Below are 18,713 nucleotides of genomic sequence, written 5' to 3'. Positions count from 1 at the left end.
TCGTGATGAAAACAGGATTTATCTTTCCGAGCTTGGTGTCCGCGGATGCCGGAGACGGGGAGGCGCTCAACGTATCTTCAATGCTGGATAAGGGAGAAAGCTCCGCTTATCTATCCGTGGGCGGATCGCGAGCTCCCAGCGTGCTGCTGGACTTCGGCATTAAGACGACCGGCTATTTTTTCGTCGAGCTGGAGGAAAGCTCGGGAGACGAGCTGGTCATCCAGTACGGCCCTCTGCGCGACGCACTGATCAAAACGCTTATCGTCCCGATGCCTGCTGACGGAGTGCTGTGGGTCGACGAAGAATATATCGCCCTGCGCTACATGAAGCTGTCTATCCGCAGCAAGGCGGTGCTTCCGTCTCCCTGCCAGGCTTCGATTCGGCGGATCGGCGTGAAGTTTTCCGCCTATCCCTGCGTGTATCGCGGCAGCTTCCGTGCGGCCGATCCTTTCTGGGAGAAGCTGTGGCGGACCGGTGCCTATACGACTCAGCTCTGCTTGCAGCGTTCCCGTTTTGCCAGCACCTTCCGCAACGAGCTGCCCGAGCCTCATCGGACTTTCGTGAACGAGTGGCGCAGCCCGTATTCGGATCACGTCATTTTCGACGGCCCGCGCAGAGATCGCGAAGCCTGGATCGGCGATATTCGCACGGAAGCGCTTAACATTTATTACGCGTTCGGAGCGAACGAGACGGTGAAGAGCAGCCTGCACCTTTTCCATGCGCTGCAAGAGAGCTCGGGGCTGATTCCGGGGAGCGCGGCTTCCCGGCAAGCTTTTACCGAATACAACCTGTGGTGGATCATTTCGATCTGGGAGCATTATCTGTTCACGGAGGACCGGGCCTTCCTCGATAAAATGTACGAAGGCTATCGCTCCTTAATGGACTGGATCGAATTTCGACTCGATTCCCGCGGTTTTCTGTACAACGACAAAACGTGGATGTGGACGTTTCCGCGCGAGGGATACGGCTCGGCCACGCAATGCGTCTTGTATCGGGCATTGCAGTGCGCCGCTCGGATCGAAGAAGAAGCGGGAGAGCGCGAGCGGGTAGAGGCGCTGGAACGGCTGGCCGCCCATCTGCGCCGTCAACTTATCGACACCTACTGGGACGAGGATAAAGGAGTCTTCCGCGATGTGCTTAATCTCGAAGATGCGGACGTCGTATTAAGCGACGTGAACTGCTACGCCGTCGTCTTCGGCTTGGCCGACCGGGAGATGTCCGAACGCATTCTGAGCTACTTGAAAGCCGAGATGTGGACCCCTTACGGTTCTGCGACATTGGATCGCAAGCTGGAGAGGGCAGTCCCCGCCGTGGGCTGCACGCATTTCCAGACGTATTTGCCGGGGATGAGCCTGACGGACGAGCAGACGATGAGCTTTATGTGGCCGCACAACAAGCAGATCTGGCCGTTCATGAACGGCTACGAGGTTGAAGCCCGATTCCTGGCGGATCAGGTCTACGAGGCGCTGGAGCTCACCCGAAGATGCTGGGGAACGATGCTGGCTCAAGAGCCGGGCACGTATTGGGAAATGATCGATGCCGAGAACGGCGAATTTCCGCTGCGGTCGTTTTTCGAGTTTTCCAAAGGGGATGCGCTGAACAGCGCCTGCCACGGCTGGTCGGGCTGGATCTCGGCGATTCTGCAAGGCTATGCGTTAGGCGTAAGGCCGCTGCGGCCCGGATTCCGGGAGACGCTGATCGCTCCGCGGCTTGGCGCCGGCCTGACCGAGATCGAAGGTGCGATCCCTACGCCTCATGGCCCGATTTCTGTGAAAATCGACGGCGATGAGCGTCAAGTCAGGCTGAAGGTCGGTCATCCCGAGGCGGTTTCGGTGGTCTATGATTTTAACAGCCGTTTTTTCGAAGGGAAACGGATTTTGATCAATGGCGAAGCTTGGCGCCCGTAACGGCAACCCACTTTCTTAATAAGCGAGGGATCAAGGATGAAACGCGGAGTAAAAAGGTTTTGCCTGCTTGGTTTATTGTTTCTGGTTGCAGTAACGACTGTGCCGATGACCGATGCGACTCGCGCTTTTGCATCTCCGAACTTGACGGTATGGGCGGCCGACGGGCTAACCAAGCTGTTCCGGGCCACGCTTCCTCCCGACGATGCGCCGGGGACGATCAGCCTGCTGGCGGCTCGCAACGAGTATCGGGCCGGACAGCTCGGCATTCGTTCCGCCCAGGAGCTGAATGAATTGTCCGTATCCGTCGGACCGTTGACGGGACCGGGCGGGGCACATATCGCGGCTTCCAACATCAGTGCGAGATTGGTGGACTTCATTCATCTGAAGCAGCATACGGATCAACTGCCGGTGGAGCACCAGGTTCTCGCTCCGGACGCCAGCATGGATTACCCCGATCGGATCACCCACGATTCGACGTTAGCCGTATTGGCCGCCAACACGACGCAGCCGGTCTGGTACAGCGTTTATGTGCCTGCCGGTACTCCGGCCGGTATGTATACCGGAACGGTAACGGTCCAATCGAACGAGGGAAGCGCCAGCGTACCGGTTAACGTTCGGGTGTACGACGTAACGCTGCCGGACGGACGGTTGTCCTCGTATAAGGTCGACAACTGGTTTTCCTCGGCCGGTTGGGAGCCGGCGGCAATGGAAGCTCTGCGCTACCAGTATGGAATTACGGAGTTTTCGAACGACTGGTGGACCGTGATGACTAGTTTTGCCCAGTACATGAAGAAGCACCGCAATAACGTCATTTGGGTCGATCCGATCGGCTATCTGGTTCCCGACGTTCAGATCGATGCAAGCGGGGAGTACACGTTCGATTGGACGAAGTTCGATCGATTTGCGCAACTTTTCATCGACGAAGGCGCGTTGAAGGAGCTGCACGGCGCAAGCCTGATGACGAAAGCCGGAGACCGCTATCAGGTTCGCACGATTCAGAAAATCAACGGCACGCCGCAAATGGTTCCCGTTCCCGCCCAATCGGCCGAAGCGGAGGCTTGGCTCGACGTCTATCTTCCCGCGCTGAAGGCGCATTTGAACGCGAAGGGCTGGCTGAATCTGTTTTACCAAAGCGGAGGGGACGAGCCGATCAACGATCAGGACCGCGAGGACGACAATTGGTTTTACGGCAAGGTGCATTCGCTTGCGCCGGGCATCCGGACGATCGAGGCCAACTTCGTGCCGACCTATGCTTTCGAGGATACGTTGGACGTGCAGGTGGTGAAGCAAAGCAACTACGATTACGAAGCCAACTACCATAAAATCAGGCAGGATTTCGGGCAGGAAGTGTGGCTGTACATTTGCAACTATCCGACGTGGGAGTATCTGGTGCGCAATATCGACGCCTCGCTGGCGAAAACGGTGCTTCCGCACTGGTACACGTTCCGGCACGGAATGGACGGGTATTTGCATTGGGGCTTCAACTTCTGGAATTTGAACTCCGCTTCCGGCAATCGGCCGGTTACGGCATCCAGCTCCTATGAAGCTGCCGGGTGGTCGACCGCGAATCTGACCGACGGCACGATCAGCTCTCTGCCTTCCTCGATGGGATGGAGCAGCAGCTCGAATACGGGGGCTAACCATTCCGAATGGATCACGGTCGATCTGGGCGCGAGCACGGAGGTGCGTAAGGCGACGCTGTTCCCGAGGGACGACGGAGCGAACCGGGGCTACGGCTTTCCGATCGATTTCTCGATTCACGTATCGGAAGATAACGTCAACTGGACGACCGTCGTATCGGAAACCGGCCATCCTCAGCCGACCGTATACGATGAAGCGCCGAGCTTTTCGTTTGCGCCGGTGGCGGCTCGTTACGTGAAGATCGAGGGCACGAATTTGCGCTCCAACCCGAATGACGGAGGCGCTTATCGGATGCAGCTCGCGGAGATCGCCGTCTATGGCATGGACGACGTGCTGAAGGAGGCGGATACGCCGACTCCGGGAGACCGCTGGCTGGTATATCCGGACAAAGCCAACTTGGGCCTGTTCGAATCGATTCGCGGCGAAGCCGAGCTGGAAGGCATCCAGGACCGGGAGCTGTTGATGCTGCTGGCGGAGTCGAAGCCCGACTTGGCGCAAAATATCGCCGAAGCGCTCATCTATAGCGGGACGAGCTACAATGCCGACGGGAATGCGATTCGAATGGCGCGTCAGGCGATTCTGGACAATCTGGCGGGCAGCGGTGCGAACGAAACGTTCGTAGACGAGATGGACGATTTCGGCGGCATCTACGAACGGAGCGCCAATCTGACGGTGGACGGCTCCTATGCCGGCGTCATTGCCGAGAACGATGCCGGACGCATTCGCAGAACGGCGGGCTCCGAGGAGCATATCGTCTACAATCGCTTCAATATCCGTTCTTTTACGGCTACTTTGTATTATGAAGGCTCACATGATCTCCGGTTCTATGCTTCGCCGGATAATCGCGTTTGGACGCCAATCGCCGTAACGGAAGATACCTCCGTGCAGACCTCGGCGCCCTGGAACCGAATCCGACTGAGCGCAGACGACATTCCATGGGGAACGAACTATTTGAAGGTCGTATACAGCGCCGCCAATGATTACGACTGGGTTCCGCAGTTGGGACGGATGGAGATCGTCTCCGGCTACGGAGCGGGAGGCCCTCCGGCTGTCTTGCGCGATACGATGGACAATTTCCGCTGGATGCACGCTCGCAGCGCCAACCTCGTCATGGACGGCTCTTACGCGAACGAGATTGCGGGAGGGGATGCAGGTCGGGTTCGCCGGACGGCGAATTCGGACGAATGGTTCGTATACAAACGCACAAACATGCTCGGCTTCAAGGCCTCGATCTATTACGAGGGTTCGGGACAGCTGGAGCTCTACGCTTCGCCGGACGGCAGCACCTGGTCGCCGCTTAGTCCGGTCTGGGGCGCGCCCGTCTCCGCTCCAGGCGGCTCGCCTTGGTTCAGCAGGAACGTCGAAGTATCTTCTCTGCCCTCGGGAACGAACTTCCTGAAGGTCGTGCTGCCCGCAACGAATACGTATTCTTGGGCTCCTCAGATTGGGGAGGTATGGATGGAGTCGGGTGAATAATCGCAATTTGCCCAGGCCTATCAGAGAAAGGCTCGTTATCCCACCACAAGGGGATAACGAGCCTTTTCCATATTTTCTACAACTCCGACCAAGTAACAGTCAGCTCAACTACCCCCTCCAAGGAGGCTAAGGCTCCGCCGATTAAGGACCAGCTTTCCTTTTTATCCAGATTATCGCCCTGAATAATAATGTTTTTGTCGTCGATCGTTTGAACGGAGTCGCCCAGGCTTTGCTTTTTGAAATATTCCGTATACATCTCCGTGACCGTTGCCATGTTCTCTTCAGTTGTGAAAATCAGCAATGCGGACTTCTTGCCTTCCGTCAGCTGGGAGTGAGAGGTGTTGATTTTGGCATCCTTAGGAAGAGGGAAATCCGCAGGCAGGTATTCTGGCATTTTGGCGTTAGCCGATTCGGGCGAACCGCTCTGCGCGGCTTCGGTGTTCGACGACTTTGGCGAATTGTTGGACGATTGGCAGGCGCTCAGCGTCACTGCCAGAATGAGCAACAGACCGATATAAATCCATGTTTTTTTCATCATGAAGCAGGCTACTCTCCTTTTCCCGGGCGGTATCAAATATCTCTATTGCGCCCAGTTTCCAAATTATTCTTATCTATATTAAAGCGGATAGCCGCTCATTGCCATAAGTTCAAAGTCCAATTTCAATACGAGGAAAGATAGGCTAATTTGTTTACGAAATTTTGGGTACTAAGCCGTGTGTAGGGCCCGGGTTTTCTTCGGTCTGCTCATTTGAGGATATTCGCTTCACTGCGTCTTTAAGAGGGAAGGGCTTCCTAGTTTTTTTTCAAACAGGCGAAAATTTTGAGCGGAAAATCCGCTTTATTTTTTCGAATAAGGAGAAAAGCGTTGATTTAACGCAGAAAATCATCTTTATTTTTATAAAAAAGTATAATTTGGGAAATTAAAGCGGGAAACCCGCTTTGTTTGGCTCCGAAACGGTGCAAAGTCACATTTAAAGCGGCATCTCCGCTTTATTCTTACTAGTCGCCCCCCCCCTCAGAGCGGATCGAGCTGAGCGGACTCCCCGGATCGAGTTGACCAGCCATCCGAATCGAGCGGATCGTACTCTCAAACGGGAGTTTAAAGGGGGAGCTCATCATCATACTTTTTTGTCGAAAAATGCAGGAAATACACGAGTTCTATCGAACTTCTTTACTATTGTTTTTACTTTGCAATCGGGGAGAACCGTCCATGGACAACAGCAAACAGTGGAAGAATCAAGGAAGCGATTTGCATCAGAAGAGGTATGCCCGAATGAGAAAACCGATTGCTTGCATTACGTTGCTGGCAATCCTTTTAAGCGTAAGCTTCGGCCCGTTTGCGTCGTTGGCGGCTGCGCTCCCGGCTCCTCCGGTAGCGGTAGGAGGAGAAGAGAGCGTAAGCGCAAGCAGCTTTACTCCGGGAGCGACGTTAAAGCTGTACTTGGGGAACGCTTCGTTAATCGCGACAGCGTCGAGTGTAACGACGGAGACTTACACGTTTACGGACGTGGTGCCGAGCAATCTGGGCTTCTACGTGACGCAGACGGTAAGTGGAGAAGAAAGCGTAAATTCCTCTTTCGTAGGAGTAAGCTTGAGAACGCCGACGTCTGCTGCCGGGATTGGGTATGTTGACGTTAGCAACGTGTTGAATGGTGCGACGGTAAGGCTCTATGACGACGGCGGCGCTCTGATTTCGTCAAGCCCGTCGAATCAAGGTGCTGGAGTGTGGCGTTTTAGCGGCTTGACGGCTCGCAAGACGTACTATGCGATTCAAAGCATCAACGGCGTCGTCAGTCTCAATAGTAGCTTTGTGACCGTACAGCCGGATATCCCGAGCCCTCCGACTGCGACAGGAGGAGAAGAAAGTCTGATCGTAAGCGACTTTACCTCGGGAGCGACGCTAAAGCTGTACTTGGGGAACAATTCGTTAATCGCGACAGCGCCGAGTGTAACGACGGCGACTTACACGTTTACGGACGTGGTGCCGAGCAATCTGGGCTTTTATGTGACGCAGACGGTGGGCATCGAAGAAAGTGTAAATTCCTCATTTGTAGGAGTAAGCTTGAGAACGCCGTCGGTTGTAGCAGGGCTGGACTACGTTGACGTAAGCAATGTGCTTAATGGTGCGACGGTGAGTCTCTACGACGACAGCGGAGCTGCAATATCGTCAAGCCCGTCGAATCAAGGTGCTGGAGTGTGGCGTTTTAGCGGCTTGACGGCTCGGGAGACGTACTATGCGGTTCAAAGCATTAACGGCGTCGTCAGTCTCAATAGCAGCTTCGTGACCGTACAGCCGGATATCCCTAGCCCTCCGACTGCGACAGGAGGAGAAGAAAGTCTGATCGCAAGCGACTTTACCTCGGGAGCGACGTTAAAGCTGTACTTGGGGAACAATTCGTTAATCGCGACAGCGCCGAGTGTAACGACGGCGACTTACACGTTTACGGACGTGGTGCCGAGCAATCTGGGCTTTTATGTGACGCAGACGGTGGGCATCGAAGAAAGTGTAAATTCCTCATTTGTAGGAGTAAGCTTGAGAACGCCGTCGGTTGTAGCAGGGCTGGACTACGTTGACGTAAGCAACGTGCTTAATGGTGCGACGGTGAGTCTCTACGACGACAGCGGAGCTGCAATATCGTCAAGCCCGTCGAATCAAGGTGCTGGAGTGTGGCGTTTTAGCGGCTTGACGGCTCGGGAGACGTACTATGCGATTCAAAGCATCAACGGCGTCGTCAGTCTCAATAGCAGCTTCGTGACCGTACAGCCGGATATCCCTAGCCCTCCGACTGCGACAGGAGGAGAAGAAAGTCTGATCGCAAGCGACTTTACCTCGGGAGCGACGTTAAAGCTGTATCTGACGAACGGATCGTTGATCGCGACAGCGCCAAGCGTAACGGAAGCGACTTATACTTTTACAGGTGTGGTGCCGAACAGCTTGGGCTTCTACGTAACGCAGACGGTGGGCAACGAGGAAAGCGAGAACTCCTCATTTGTTGGAGCAAGCTTGCGGATGCCGTCGGCTGCTGCAGGGTTGGACTACGTTGACGTAAGCAATGTATTGAACGGAGCATACGTCACTTTGTATGACTCGGACGATCAAGTGATATCAAGCAGTCCGTCGGATCAAGGCAGCGGCGTCTGGCGCTACGGCGGTCTGACAGCCGGCAAAACCTATTATGCGATTCAAAGCATTAACGGCGTGATTAGTCTCAATAGCCGGTTTGTGACGCTGCCATCGGCTCCGGATGCGCCGACGAATGTTACGGCTTCGGCTGGGGACCGTCAGGCTGTCGTCCGGTTTACGCCTCCGGTTGAGCATGGCGGCAGACCCATTACGGAGTATAAGGTGCTGGTCTTGCCGGATAACATCGCTGTGACCGGGAATTCAAGCCCAATGACAATAAACGGTTTGACCAATGGAAAAAGATATACGTTTAAGGTAGCCGCCGTTAATGCGGTTGGCGAGAGCGAATGGTCGTCGGAGTCCAACGCGATTTATCCTCAAGCTTCGTCGAGCACGGACAATAGCTCTTCAGGAGAGACAGCGCCGGGACAAACCGACTCGTCGACGGCCGAAGGCCTGAACGTTCTCGTAAACGGAAAGATCGAAAACGCGGGAACCGTAACGAAGAATAAAGTAAATGGGCGGCAGACTCTGACGATTTCCGTGGATGAGAGAAAGCTGCTGCAGCGGTTGGAGGCCGAAGGGATAGGGGCTGTCATTACAATCCCGGTAACTGCGGTTGGAGATGTGTTTATCGCCGAGTTAAGCGGCCGTATGGTTAAGCAAATGGAAGCGCAGAAAGCGACTGTTGAGCTTCGCATTGGTCAGGGCTCCTATAAGATTCCTGCCGTACAGTTCGATATCGACTCCATTGCGCGGCAAGTCGGGAATGGCGCGGACCTGCAAAATGTCAAAATTCATTTAGAAATTGCCGTACCTCTGAAGGATACGCTAAATCTCGTTGAGACTGCGGCAGCAAAGGGAGGATGGAAGCTTGTCGCGCCTCCGCTGGAATTCAGAGTCAATGCAGTCCAAGATGGGCGAACGATTGAAATCAGCAAATTCAATGCCTATGTCGAACGTACGCTCGCGATGCCGGAGGGCATCACGCCCAATAGAATGACAACCGGCGTAATCGTAGAACCGGATGGAACCGTTCGTCATGTGCCGACCCAAATTGCAATGGTGAATGGAAAGTACACAGCAACAATCAATAGTTTGACCAACAGCGCATACGCGGTAATCTGGAATCCGCTCGAGTTCGAAGACATAACTAACCACTGGGCCAAAGCCTCAATAAACAATATGGGGTCGCGTTTAATCATTAACGGAACAGGCGAAGGCCGATTCAGCCCGAATAGAGACATTACTCGGGCGGAGTTCGCGGCAATTATCGTTCGGGCTTTAGGGCTTAAGCCGGAGAGCGGGACCGCTTCTTTTACAGACGTACGGACCGTGGATTGGTATAACCATGAGGTAGCTACTGCGCATGCTTATGGATTAATCCAAGGTTTCGAAGACGGCTCCTTCCGTCCGAGTGAGAGAATCACCCGGGAGCAGGCCATGGTCATTCTCTCGAAAGCGATGTCGATTACGGGGCTAGCGGCGAGATTGGAATCGAACGAGTCATACGCTTTAGCAGATATGACGCAGATTTCGAAATGGGCGGCGGAAGGGATTTTGAAGAGTTTAGCTTCCGGAGTCGTTAACGGCCGGAGCGGCGGCTTGCTTGCGCCTAAGGATTTTGTAACAAGGGCCGAAGTTGCGGTTATGGCGGAGCGGCTGCTTGAGCGTTCGAATTTGATTTAGCGGTGTGGCGTGACCGCAGTCAGGGCAGCCGTGTAAAGACTGTTCGCATGGTTCGAACAGGAGCATGAAACCGAGCCTGGCAGTAGCAGTCAGGTGAACGAGGAACCCAGATCAGCCGAACTGATCTGGGTTTCGCTTTGTTTTTGCGACAGCTGGCGGTTCAAGCCCCCTGTTGAAATCCACAATCAATTCCCGCCAATTTTTTCATTTTCCACAAAAGAGCTCTCCGAAGAATATGCTATGATTTTTTACACAAATTCGTAACCTTCGAAAAGGGAGTTGGCTGGTATGATTATCGGAGTACCCAAGGAAATCAAAAATAACGAGAATCGGGTGGCGTTGACGCCGGCGGGAGTCGTTTCCTTCATTGCGGCAGGACATCAAGTCGTTCTGGAGAAAAATGCGGGGAAAGGCAGCGGTTTCGCGGATTCGGACTATGTGCAAGCGGGGGCTCGCGTCGCCGATTCTGCTGCGGAGGTCTGGCAGACGGCGGAGATGATTATGAAGGTCAAAGAACCGCTGTCGAGCGAATATGGTCATTTCCGTCCCGGATTGATATTATTTACTTACTTGCACTTGGCTGCGGAGCCGGAGCTGGCGGCTGCTCTTAAGGCCAAGGAAGTCGTCGCAATCGCCTACGAGACGGTTGCCGTAGGGCGTACTCTGCCGCTGCTGACGCCGATGAGCGAGGTGGCCGGGCGGATGTCGATTCAATTGGGCGCGCAGTTTCTGCAGCAAAACAACGGCGGACAAGGCATTCTGCTATCCGGCGTTCCGGGAGTCGGTCGGGGCAAGGTAAGCATAGTCGGAGGCGGTGTCGTCGGGACGAATGCGGCGAAGATCGCAATTGGACTGGGAGCAGACGTGACGATTCTCGATGTAAGCGCAGACAGGCTGCGTCAGCTGGACGATATTTTCGGCACGCAGATTCGTACCTTGATCTCCAATCCCTACAATATCGCCCAAGCGGTTGCCGAAGCGGACTTGCTGGTCGGCGCGGTGCTCATTCCCGGAGCGAAGGCGCCGAAGCTGATTACCGAAGAGATGGTGAAGAAGATGAAGCCGGGGTCGGTGATCGTCGACGTCGCCATTGATCAAGGCGGAATCGTATCGACGATCGACAGGGTTACAACGCACGATCATCCCGTCTTCGAGAAGCATGGCGTGCTTCACTATTCCGTAGCGAATATGCCGGGCGCGGTTCCGAGAACGTCGACCCTTGCGCTGACGAACGTTACCGTTCCGTATGCCTTGCAGATTGCGGGCAAAGGGCTGAATCGAGCTATCAGCGACAACGATTCGTTGAAGCAGGGCGTAAATGTGGCTAACGGCCAAATTACTTCCGAAGCGGTTGCTCGCGACTTGGGAGAGGTTTTCGTGTCAGTCGAGGAGGCGCTTAAGCTGCAATTGACGGCCAGCATATAAGTTGAATCAGAGATACTTCTAAGAGATGGCCCAATGGAATGGAGAAAGGGAATGCAATGGGATTCCCGTCCATGGGTTCAACTTATTATAGAGATAAAATCGGCAGCATCAAGCCGGTCGGAGTTAGAAGGAGAGGTAAGCTTTGCAGCTCACACAGTCCCTGACGAGATACAGAGAGACTTGGATAGAAATCTCGTTGGATGCCATTAAGCACAACGTACGGCAATTCAAGCAGTTTATAGATCCGGCTACCCGGCTAATGGCGGTAGTGAAGGCCGATGGCTACGGTCACGGAGCCGTAGTCGCGGCTAATGCGGCTTTGGAGGCGGGAGCCGATTACTTGGCGGTTGCGCTGCTGGAAGAGGCTCTGGAATTGAGAGCGATTGGCATACGCGCTCCGATTCTGGTGTTAGGGGTCATTCCTCTGAGTGCAATAAGGGCGGCAATCGAGGCGGACATCTCCATTACCGCGATCAGCTCCGACATGGTTCGGGAGGCTGCCGCGCAATCGACCGCTTTGAAGAAGTCTGCCGTCCTGCATCTCAAAGTAGACACCGGGATGTCGCGACTTGGCGTGAGCTCCAAGGAAGGGGCGCTGGCAATTGCGAATCTAGCACGGTCCTACGCCCAACTTAGAATAGAAGGCATCTTCACCCATCTTGCCTACGCCGATGGAGAGAATCCGACTTATTCTCGCCTCCAATTTTCGCGTTTTCAAGAAACTTTGGACTATCTGGAAGAGGCGGGACATTGCATCGAGATCAAGCATTGCTGCAATAGCGCGGGGACGATGAATTTTCCCGAGATGCATCTGGACATGGTGCGGATCGGGATCGCCCTGTACGGACTGTATCCTGCGGAGACACTGAAGATCAGCCATCCGATCCGGCTTAAGCAGGCGTTCCGCATGCTGACGAGAATTTCCGCGTTGAAGCGAATACCGGGAAATCAGCCTGTTGGCTACGGGTGTACATCGGTTTCAAATACAGAGCGCACCATTGCCGTATTGCCTGCCGGATATGCGGACGGGATTTCCCGTCTGCTATCCAATCGGGGCGGCGTCCGGGTCCGCGGGCAAGCGGCACCGATCGTCGGTAGAGTCTGCATGGACCAGACGATGATCGACGTGACCGGAATTGCCGAATGCCGATTAGGGGACGAGGTTGTTTTGATCGGAACGGAGGATTCGGGGGCTGCGGCGCTGGACAACATTGCCGAGCTCATGGGGACGATTAATTACGAGGTCGTATGTCTGATTGGCGGGAGAACGCCTCGCGTGTTTGTGTAGCCAACGAAGATCAAACCATCTATAATTTCTTCTGAAAGCTATATTCCCGGAGGTCGACATATGCACTTCTACCCCCCTCTTGCGCAAACGTACGCCAATCTGGAAGCGCTTGCCGATGCCATCAGCGAATCTTTGGAATCTCAGGTTACGATAGAGGATGAAAATCACAACGTGATGGCTTATAGCTCGCACCGCCAGGAGAGCGACTCGGCGAGAATTTCCACGATTATCGGTCGTCGGGTGCCGGATGAAGTAATCGCCGGCTTGAGAAAGGCGGGTATCCTGCAGCAGCTGGAGACGTCGGACGTTGCGCTGAGGATTCCGGCTATGCCGGAGATCGGCTTGGGGCCGCGGCTGACGGTCTGCATCAAAAACCATAACTCGGTGCTCGGATATATATGGATTGTGGACACTGGGAGTTTGATCGCCGGGGAGGCGGAGCGGGTCGCGGAGAAGGCTGCGGACATCGCGAAGCTGTACCTGCTTAGGCAGAGAAGCTGGGGGACCAAGCAGCGCAAGCTTCAGGATGAATTTTTCTGGAAGCTGCTGACGACCCGCAACGGTTCCGCAGCGCAGTTAAGGCAGGAGGCCCAGTCGATATCCGTCAGACTGCCGGATAAGTATTGGATCGTCATCTGCGATTTCGGTACAATCATCGAGTCTTCCGTGCTCGAGCGCATACGCAATACCGTAGCCGCCATTGCCACCATAGACGCCCATTTTCTGATGTCCGATCGAAACCAGTTGATCGGATTATATTCGCATCCTCTTAAGGCGTCGGAGAAGGGGGGGCTTTTGTCGTTCATTAAAGGTTTTATCGAGCAGTGGGACGACGCGAGCGAAAATCCATCCGCTATCTCCGCGGGCAGCAGCCGGCAATACGACGATTACGGTCAGGCTTGGCGCGCCTATCAGGAAGCATTGTCCGTGTTGGAAGTGAAGAAGCGGCTTCCGTATCACACCCGCGATATTTTTCGTTACGACGATATGGGGGTGTTCGCGGATCTTCCCGCGATCATTGAACTGCGAAGAAGCAGCGGACGGCAAAGCCCGTTATTAATGAAGCTAAGAGAGCACGATCAGGAGCATAAGGCCGATCTTATCCGGTCCTTATCCGTCTATTTGAGCTGCAATACGAGCTTGAAGGAGGCCGCCTCCATTCTTCACGTTCACGTCAATACGCTAACCTACCGCTTGAATCGGATCGCAGAGATTACCGGGTTGAATTTGCGGAATACGAATACGATGGTTTCGATTTATTTGGATCTGCTAGTCGAAGAGCATGATAATATGAACCAAATATTTAGCCGGGAGGAATAAGGGATGCACACGGACGAAAAAAGAGCGGACAGAACGGGTGGGATCAAATATGTCGTTGCGCCGGACTCGTTTAAGGAGAGTCTAACAGCCTCCGAGGTCGCCCAGACGATCAGCGAGGCGATCTTAAGCGTGAATCCGAACGCCTCTATCGTTAAAGTGCCTATGGCGGACGGGGGAGAGGGGACCGTCGAGGCTTTGGTCGAAGCGGCTCAAGGCACGCTGCATGCTGCAGAAGTAACCGGACCGCGAGGTGAACGAATCCGCGCCGTCTACGGCAGGATTAAGCAGGCGGTAGACGGAGAAGCAGATCAAAATACGGCCGTGCTGGAAGCGGCAGCTTTGTTCGGATTATCCCAGATTCCTGCAAATGAACGCGATCCCTATCTCGCTACGTCGAGAGGAATGGGCGAGCTGATTGTCCATCTGCTGGACGAAGGAATTCGCAGCTTTATAATCGGGCTTGGCGGCAGCGGCACGAACGACGGGGGCATGGGACTGCTCGCCGCTCTCGGGGTTCGGTTCAAGGATGCGGAGGGAGAGCCTCTCGCAGGCTACGGCCGCGATCTATTTGAGATCGCTTCCGTCGACGTCGCCCCTATCGATGCCCGTCTGAAGGAATGCCGGATTCTTGTGGCGTCGGATGTGCAGAACCCGTTATGCGGCAAGGACGGGGCTTCCGAGGTATACGGCCCTCAGAAAGGCGCGACCTTCGAGCAAGTGCGAGCGTTGGATCAAGAGCTGGCGCGATATGCGGGCCTATTAGAGAAAGCAATGGGGATTGTCTTCCAGAACCACCCGGGCGCAGGGGCAGCCGGAGGAGCGGGCTTCGCCCTGCTGCTGGCCGGGGCGCAGCTGATGCCGGGAGCGGAGCTGATCGGCTCCGCGGCGAATTTGCGAGCTAAGCTGATCGACGCCGATTGGGTCATTACGGGCGAAGGGAAAAGCGACAACCAGACGCTATTTGGCAAGCTGCCGGTTTATGTAGCACGGCAGGCCAAAGCCGCCGGAGCTCGCTCGCTGCTGATCTCCGGTAGCTTGGGGCTGCAATCGGAGCAATTAAACAGCGAATTCACCGCATGCTTCTCCTGCGTTCCGAGACCGATGCCGTTGTCCGATTGCTTGGAGCAGGCTCGGGACAATCTATACCATACAACGATTAATGTCGTTCGGTTGGCGGACGGGTTCGGGGGCGGGAGTCAGCGTTAACCAGCAGAACGGGCGGATAAGGTAAACAGAAGTCAACAAGGTAACGAAATTCTCCTAGTTTGGCGCTTGACAGGATTCTATAATGGGTGTACGACACTAGACTGCGGCAATGATAAAGGAGATTGGAATTTTGCTGTCAACGATGTACAAGATGCTCATTGTCGATGACGAAAGGGCGATTGTAAACGGGTTATTCCGCTTGTTCGAAGAAGAATCCGAGTTGCAGTTGGATCTTTTTCGAGCCTATTCCGGAGTAGAGGCGTATGAACTGATTCGAACTCAGCCGATGGACATCGTATTGTCGGATATCCGGATGCCGGGCATGACAGGGTTGGAGCTGCAGAAGAAAGTAAAGGAGCTGTGGCCGGGCTGTCAGTTTATTTTCTTGACCGGATTCGATGAATTTCATTACGTTCAAGAGGCGCTGCGCAACGAAGGAACCGACTATATTCTGAAAACGGAAGAGGACTCGACGATCGTTCTGTCTGTCGGCAAAGCGGTTGAGCGCTTGAATAAGCAGCTTGAAATCCATATCTCGATGGCCGAAGCCGCTTTGAAATTAAAACAAGCTTTGCCGATCTTGCAAAAGGAGTTGTTATGGGAGTTTCTTCAAGAAGAAGGGGCCTACAACGATTCGAGATTGCTTAGACAGATACAGGAGTTGGATTTTCCCTTGTCGCTGGATCGGGAGGTGCTGCTGATGGTGGCACGGGTTGACGAATGGGGCAATAAGACGAATACAAGCGACCGAATGCTGATGCTGTACGCGATGACCAATATCGTCAAGGAATATTTAGGTTCCACAGCGGAGCTTTATCCGCTCGCGAATGGTCAAGGCGAAGTGGTTTGGCTGATTCAGGACAGTCAGATGTTGGCGGCGGAGACAGTAAGTTCTTCCAAACGGATCGCCTTGCTGATGAATAATGCGTCCGAATCTATCCTGGAAGCCTGCAAACGATATTTGGGGATCACAATATCGTTAATCGTTGCGAGCGAGGCCGTGTCGTGGGAGACTTGCCGTGTCAAATTTAATCGGTTAAGACGGCTGCTATTCGTGAATCATGCGATGCGGCGGGAGTTGGCCTTATCCGAGGCCAATTTGACAAAAGCGGAGGAGGGGCTGCATGCAGAGTCCCCGGATACATCCGCCCAACGCCAGCAACGCAAAATGCTTTTGTTGGATACCTATTTGGAAACCGGGCAAAGAGAGGCATTTAACGAGTTGTTCTATGAGCTTGTGCGCTTAACCGGGGAGAATGAAGCGGAAATCGATGTCGTTCAGATGCACCTTTATTACGGGATCGTAACCCTCTTCCTTTCCTATCTGCACCAATTGGGCCAACCGCCTAAGGGCGGGAGTCAGTTGGACATTCGCCGATTAACTCATATGGAACAGCACGGATCATGGGCGGGAGCCGTTCAATACTTGCAGGGGATTGCAGACTTGCTGTTTTCCGTCAAAAACGACGATCTGGATGAACGGGATCGGGAAGTCATACGTAAGATCAAACGTTATGTCGAACAGAATTTGGCGGGCGATTTATCGCTTACCCATATTGCGGATTTAGTCGGGTTTAATCGTTCTTACTTGTCCAGGCTCTATAAGCAGAAAACCGGAGAAGGCTTGTCCGAGTACATTCTCGATATGAGATTGAAGAAAGCCAAGGAGTTGCTCCGTCAGCCTGCAATCAAAATCCATGAAATATCCGAGGCGCTCGGATTTGAATCGGCGGCTTATTTCACGCGGTTTTTCAAGAAGATGACGAATTTGACGCCGACTGAATTCCGGGAGCTCAATCAATAGAGCCGCCATACAGTAGTAAACAAAAGATAAAGAAGGTAACAAGTTTCACGTAGATGCTCCTCCGCTCCATTCCTATACTTTAAAATGCAACGGTCCTTATGCGGATAGCGAAGAGGATCGAAGGGAATGTAACAGGAGGAGCGACTAGGATGAACTATCGGGATATTCGAACGTTCGGCGCTGTTGGCGACGGGATGACCAAGGATACGGCAGCCATACAAGCCGCGATCGACGATTGCGCACAAGCTGGGGGAGGCACTGTCTACATTCCTCCGGGAAAATATGTAACGGGTACGCTCCGATTGCAAGACCATATCACGCTATGGCTGGAAGCGGGCGCGGTGCTGCAGGCGAGCACGGACAGAGAGGATTATGATTTTGCGGAAGTGTATTCTACATGCAAATATCCTGTTGTATATCCGGGATTGCTGTACGGCTCCAACTTAAAGAACGTTACGATTACAGGCACGGGCTGTATCCACGGCCAGGATTTGGCGTTCTGGGCCGCCAAGGATACGATCGGCGAAGGCTGGAATTCTACGCCGTCGCGCTATGATCCCTTAGAGTGGCGGCCGATGTTGATTCTTCTCGAAGCCTGTTCGAACATTCGGATTAGCGGCATTGAATTGTGCAATTCTCCGGTATACTCGGGGTGGATCATCGATTGCGATCGCGTTAATCTGCAGGGGCTTAATATCCTGAATCATTTTTATGGACCGAATAGCGATGGCTTTCATTTCAGCTCCTGCCGGTATGTCCATATTACATCCTGTCATTTCCGTACCGGAGACGATTCGATTGCGATTGACAGCAACGGCTGCCAGAGCTCGTGCCATTTCACGATTAGCGACTGCACCTTTGACACCTCGGTAAATGCGTTCCGCATTTACACGGGGCTCGACCCATGGATCAAAGAGGCAAGCTACAGCTCGATTAGCGATATATCAATCAGCAATTGCTCCGTCTTCAATGCAGCGGGCGTGCTGAATGTGACGGCAGAGCATGGCCAAATTGAAAGAATCTCAGTGTCCAATATGACGGTTCGGATGGAGCAGGAAGGAACGGCTATTTTTCTGATGAGCAGCAACGGAACGATTCGTCATGTCCATCTGAATCATTGGCTTGTACATTCGAATGGGGCTTGTACGGTAATCGGCTTGCCCGATGATTGTATCGAGGAAGTTTCCCTGACCCATATCCAGTTTGAGATTGCCGCTAAGAAAAAGCTGTACGGTCTGGAAATTCCCGAACCGATCCCATCGTATGCTCACCATCACTTTGCGCCTTACGGAATCTATTTGCGGAACGTTCAGACCATTCGTATGGATCAAGTGAGCTTGGTATGGCAGGACGGCGAATATGACGGAAGCTGGAGCGCGATCTCCTGCAAACGGATCAAGCGGCTCCAGATTCGCGGCTTTACCGGTCGGCAGGCGGGGAATGGCGATCAAGCTCCGGCTATCGCGATGGTGGATGTGGAATCCGCAAGTGTGTCCAACTGTACGGCGCTTCCCGGCACAACCGTATTTCTTCGCACTTCGGGGTCGGAAGCAGGGGAGGTTCAACTCTTCGATAATGATCTGCGGGAAGCTCGCGAGGTCTCAAGTATCTGATCGAACGGGATAAACCGATTTGTACGAAGACGCTGTCTCATAAGTAAAAAGAGTCGTACAAAAAGATGATCGATAGAGAATGTTGTCGTGCATGTATCTTCCTACGATGCTATACGATCCTGAAATCCGAATGGTAAACCCGTGATAGGGTAATTTCAGGACCGTATGAGGCAGTCTCCGGGAGATACATGCACTTTTTCTGATCGATCATCTTGTACGA

At 53.8% G+C, this 18,713-nt stretch carries 10 protein-coding genes; 9 read left to right on the top strand and 1 reads right to left on the bottom strand.

Annotation, left to right across the window (positions count from 1 at the left end; all coding sequences use genetic code 11):
• The first annotated feature begins 5 nt into the window (after positions 1–5).
• Complete coding sequence (locus J4772_RS31235) at positions 6–1,907, top strand: alpha-L-rhamnosidase-related protein (protein ID WP_209072891.1); 1,902 nt, start codon at positions 6–8, stop codon at positions 1,905–1,907.
• Positions 1,908–1,943: 36 nt separating this feature from the next.
• Entirely contained in the window at positions 1,944–5,024 is a 3,081-nt protein-coding gene (locus J4772_RS31230) for a glycoside hydrolase domain-containing protein (protein ID WP_209072890.1), read from the top strand.
• A 76-nt stretch (positions 5,025–5,100) separates the two neighbouring features.
• Here J4772_RS31230 and J4772_RS31225 read toward each other — a convergent pair whose 3' ends face one another.
• Positions 5,101–5,562 carry a hypothetical protein gene (locus tag J4772_RS31225; RefSeq protein WP_209072889.1) on the bottom strand — a complete coding sequence of 154 codons (462 nt, stop codon included), beginning with the start codon at positions 5,560–5,562 and terminating at the stop codon, positions 5,101–5,103.
• 672 nt (positions 5,563–6,234) lie between these two features.
• Here J4772_RS31225 and J4772_RS31220 point away from each other — a divergent pair.
• The 7 genes from J4772_RS31220 to J4772_RS31190 all read left to right on the top strand — a co-directional run bounded on the left by J4772_RS31220 (position 6,235) and on the right by J4772_RS31190 (position 18,493).
• Positions 6,235–9,837 (top strand): S-layer homology domain-containing protein, encoded by a 3,603-nt coding sequence (locus tag J4772_RS31220; RefSeq protein WP_209072888.1) that lies wholly within the window; start codon positions 6,235–6,237, stop codon positions 9,835–9,837.
• Positions 9,838–10,125: 288 nt separating this feature from the next.
• A complete protein-coding gene (gene ald, locus J4772_RS31215; protein ID WP_209072887.1) occupies positions 10,126–11,262 on the top strand; it encodes an alanine dehydrogenase in 1,137 nt (378 codons plus the stop codon).
• 142 nt (positions 11,263–11,404) lie between these two features.
• Positions 11,405–12,550 carry an alanine racemase gene (gene alr, locus J4772_RS31210; protein WP_247740904.1) on the top strand — a complete coding sequence of 382 codons (1,146 nt, stop codon included), beginning with the start codon at positions 11,405–11,407 and terminating at the stop codon, positions 12,548–12,550.
• Between the two features lie 60 nt (positions 12,551–12,610).
• Positions 12,611–13,870, top strand: coding sequence for a PucR family transcriptional regulator (locus J4772_RS31205; RefSeq protein WP_209072886.1), 1,260 nt, complete (start codon positions 12,611–12,613; stop codon positions 13,868–13,870).
• Positions 13,871–13,873: 3 nt separating this feature from the next.
• Entirely contained in the window at positions 13,874–15,076 is a 1,203-nt protein-coding gene (locus J4772_RS31200) for a glycerate kinase (RefSeq protein ID WP_209072885.1), read from the top strand.
• A 130-nt stretch (positions 15,077–15,206) separates the two neighbouring features.
• Positions 15,207–16,880, top strand: coding sequence for a helix-turn-helix domain-containing protein (locus J4772_RS31195; RefSeq protein ID WP_209072884.1), 1,674 nt, complete (start codon positions 15,207–15,209; stop codon positions 16,878–16,880).
• 149 nt (positions 16,881–17,029) lie between these two features.
• The gene (locus tag J4772_RS31190) at positions 17,030–18,493 is read left to right on the top strand and encodes a glycoside hydrolase family 28 protein (protein ID WP_209072883.1); all 1,464 of its coding nucleotides are present in this window, start codon (positions 17,030–17,032) and stop codon (positions 18,491–18,493) included.
• Positions 18,494–18,713: the final 220 nt, after the last annotated feature.

Source organism: Cohnella sp. LGH (assembly GCF_017671885.1).
Taxonomy (GTDB): domain Bacteria; phylum Bacillota; class Bacilli; order Paenibacillales; family Paenibacillaceae; genus Cohnella; species Cohnella phaseoli.
The sequence above is the reverse complement of the archived record's forward strand: the minus strand, read 5'-3'. Positions and strand labels throughout refer to the sequence as shown.

Bases quoted from the DNA above. Each gene is read 5' to 3' on its own strand.
- J4772_RS31220 (WP_209072888.1), top strand. From the start codon at position 6,235: ATGGACAACAGCAAACAGTGGAAGAATCAAGGAAGCGATTTGCATCAG.
- J4772_RS31190 (WP_209072883.1), top strand. From the start codon at position 17,030: ATGAACTATCGGGATATTCGAACGTTCGGCGCTGTTGGCGACGGGATG.
- J4772_RS31205 (WP_209072886.1), top strand. From the start codon at position 12,611: ATGCACTTCTACCCCCCTCTTGCGCAAACGTACGCCAATCTGGAAGCG.
- ald (WP_209072887.1), top strand. From the start codon at position 10,126: ATGATTATCGGAGTACCCAAGGAAATCAAAAATAACGAGAATCGGGTG.
- J4772_RS31235 (WP_209072891.1), top strand. From the start codon at position 6: ATGAAAACAGGATTTATCTTTCCGAGCTTGGTGTCCGCGGATGCCGGA.
- J4772_RS31200 (WP_209072885.1), top strand. From the start codon at position 13,874: ATGCACACGGACGAAAAAAGAGCGGACAGAACGGGTGGGATCAAATAT.
- J4772_RS31230 (WP_209072890.1), top strand. From the start codon at position 1,944: ATGAAACGCGGAGTAAAAAGGTTTTGCCTGCTTGGTTTATTGTTTCTG.
- J4772_RS31225 (WP_209072889.1), bottom strand. From the start codon at position 5,562: ATGATGAAAAAAACATGGATTTATATCGGTCTGTTGCTCATTCTGGCA.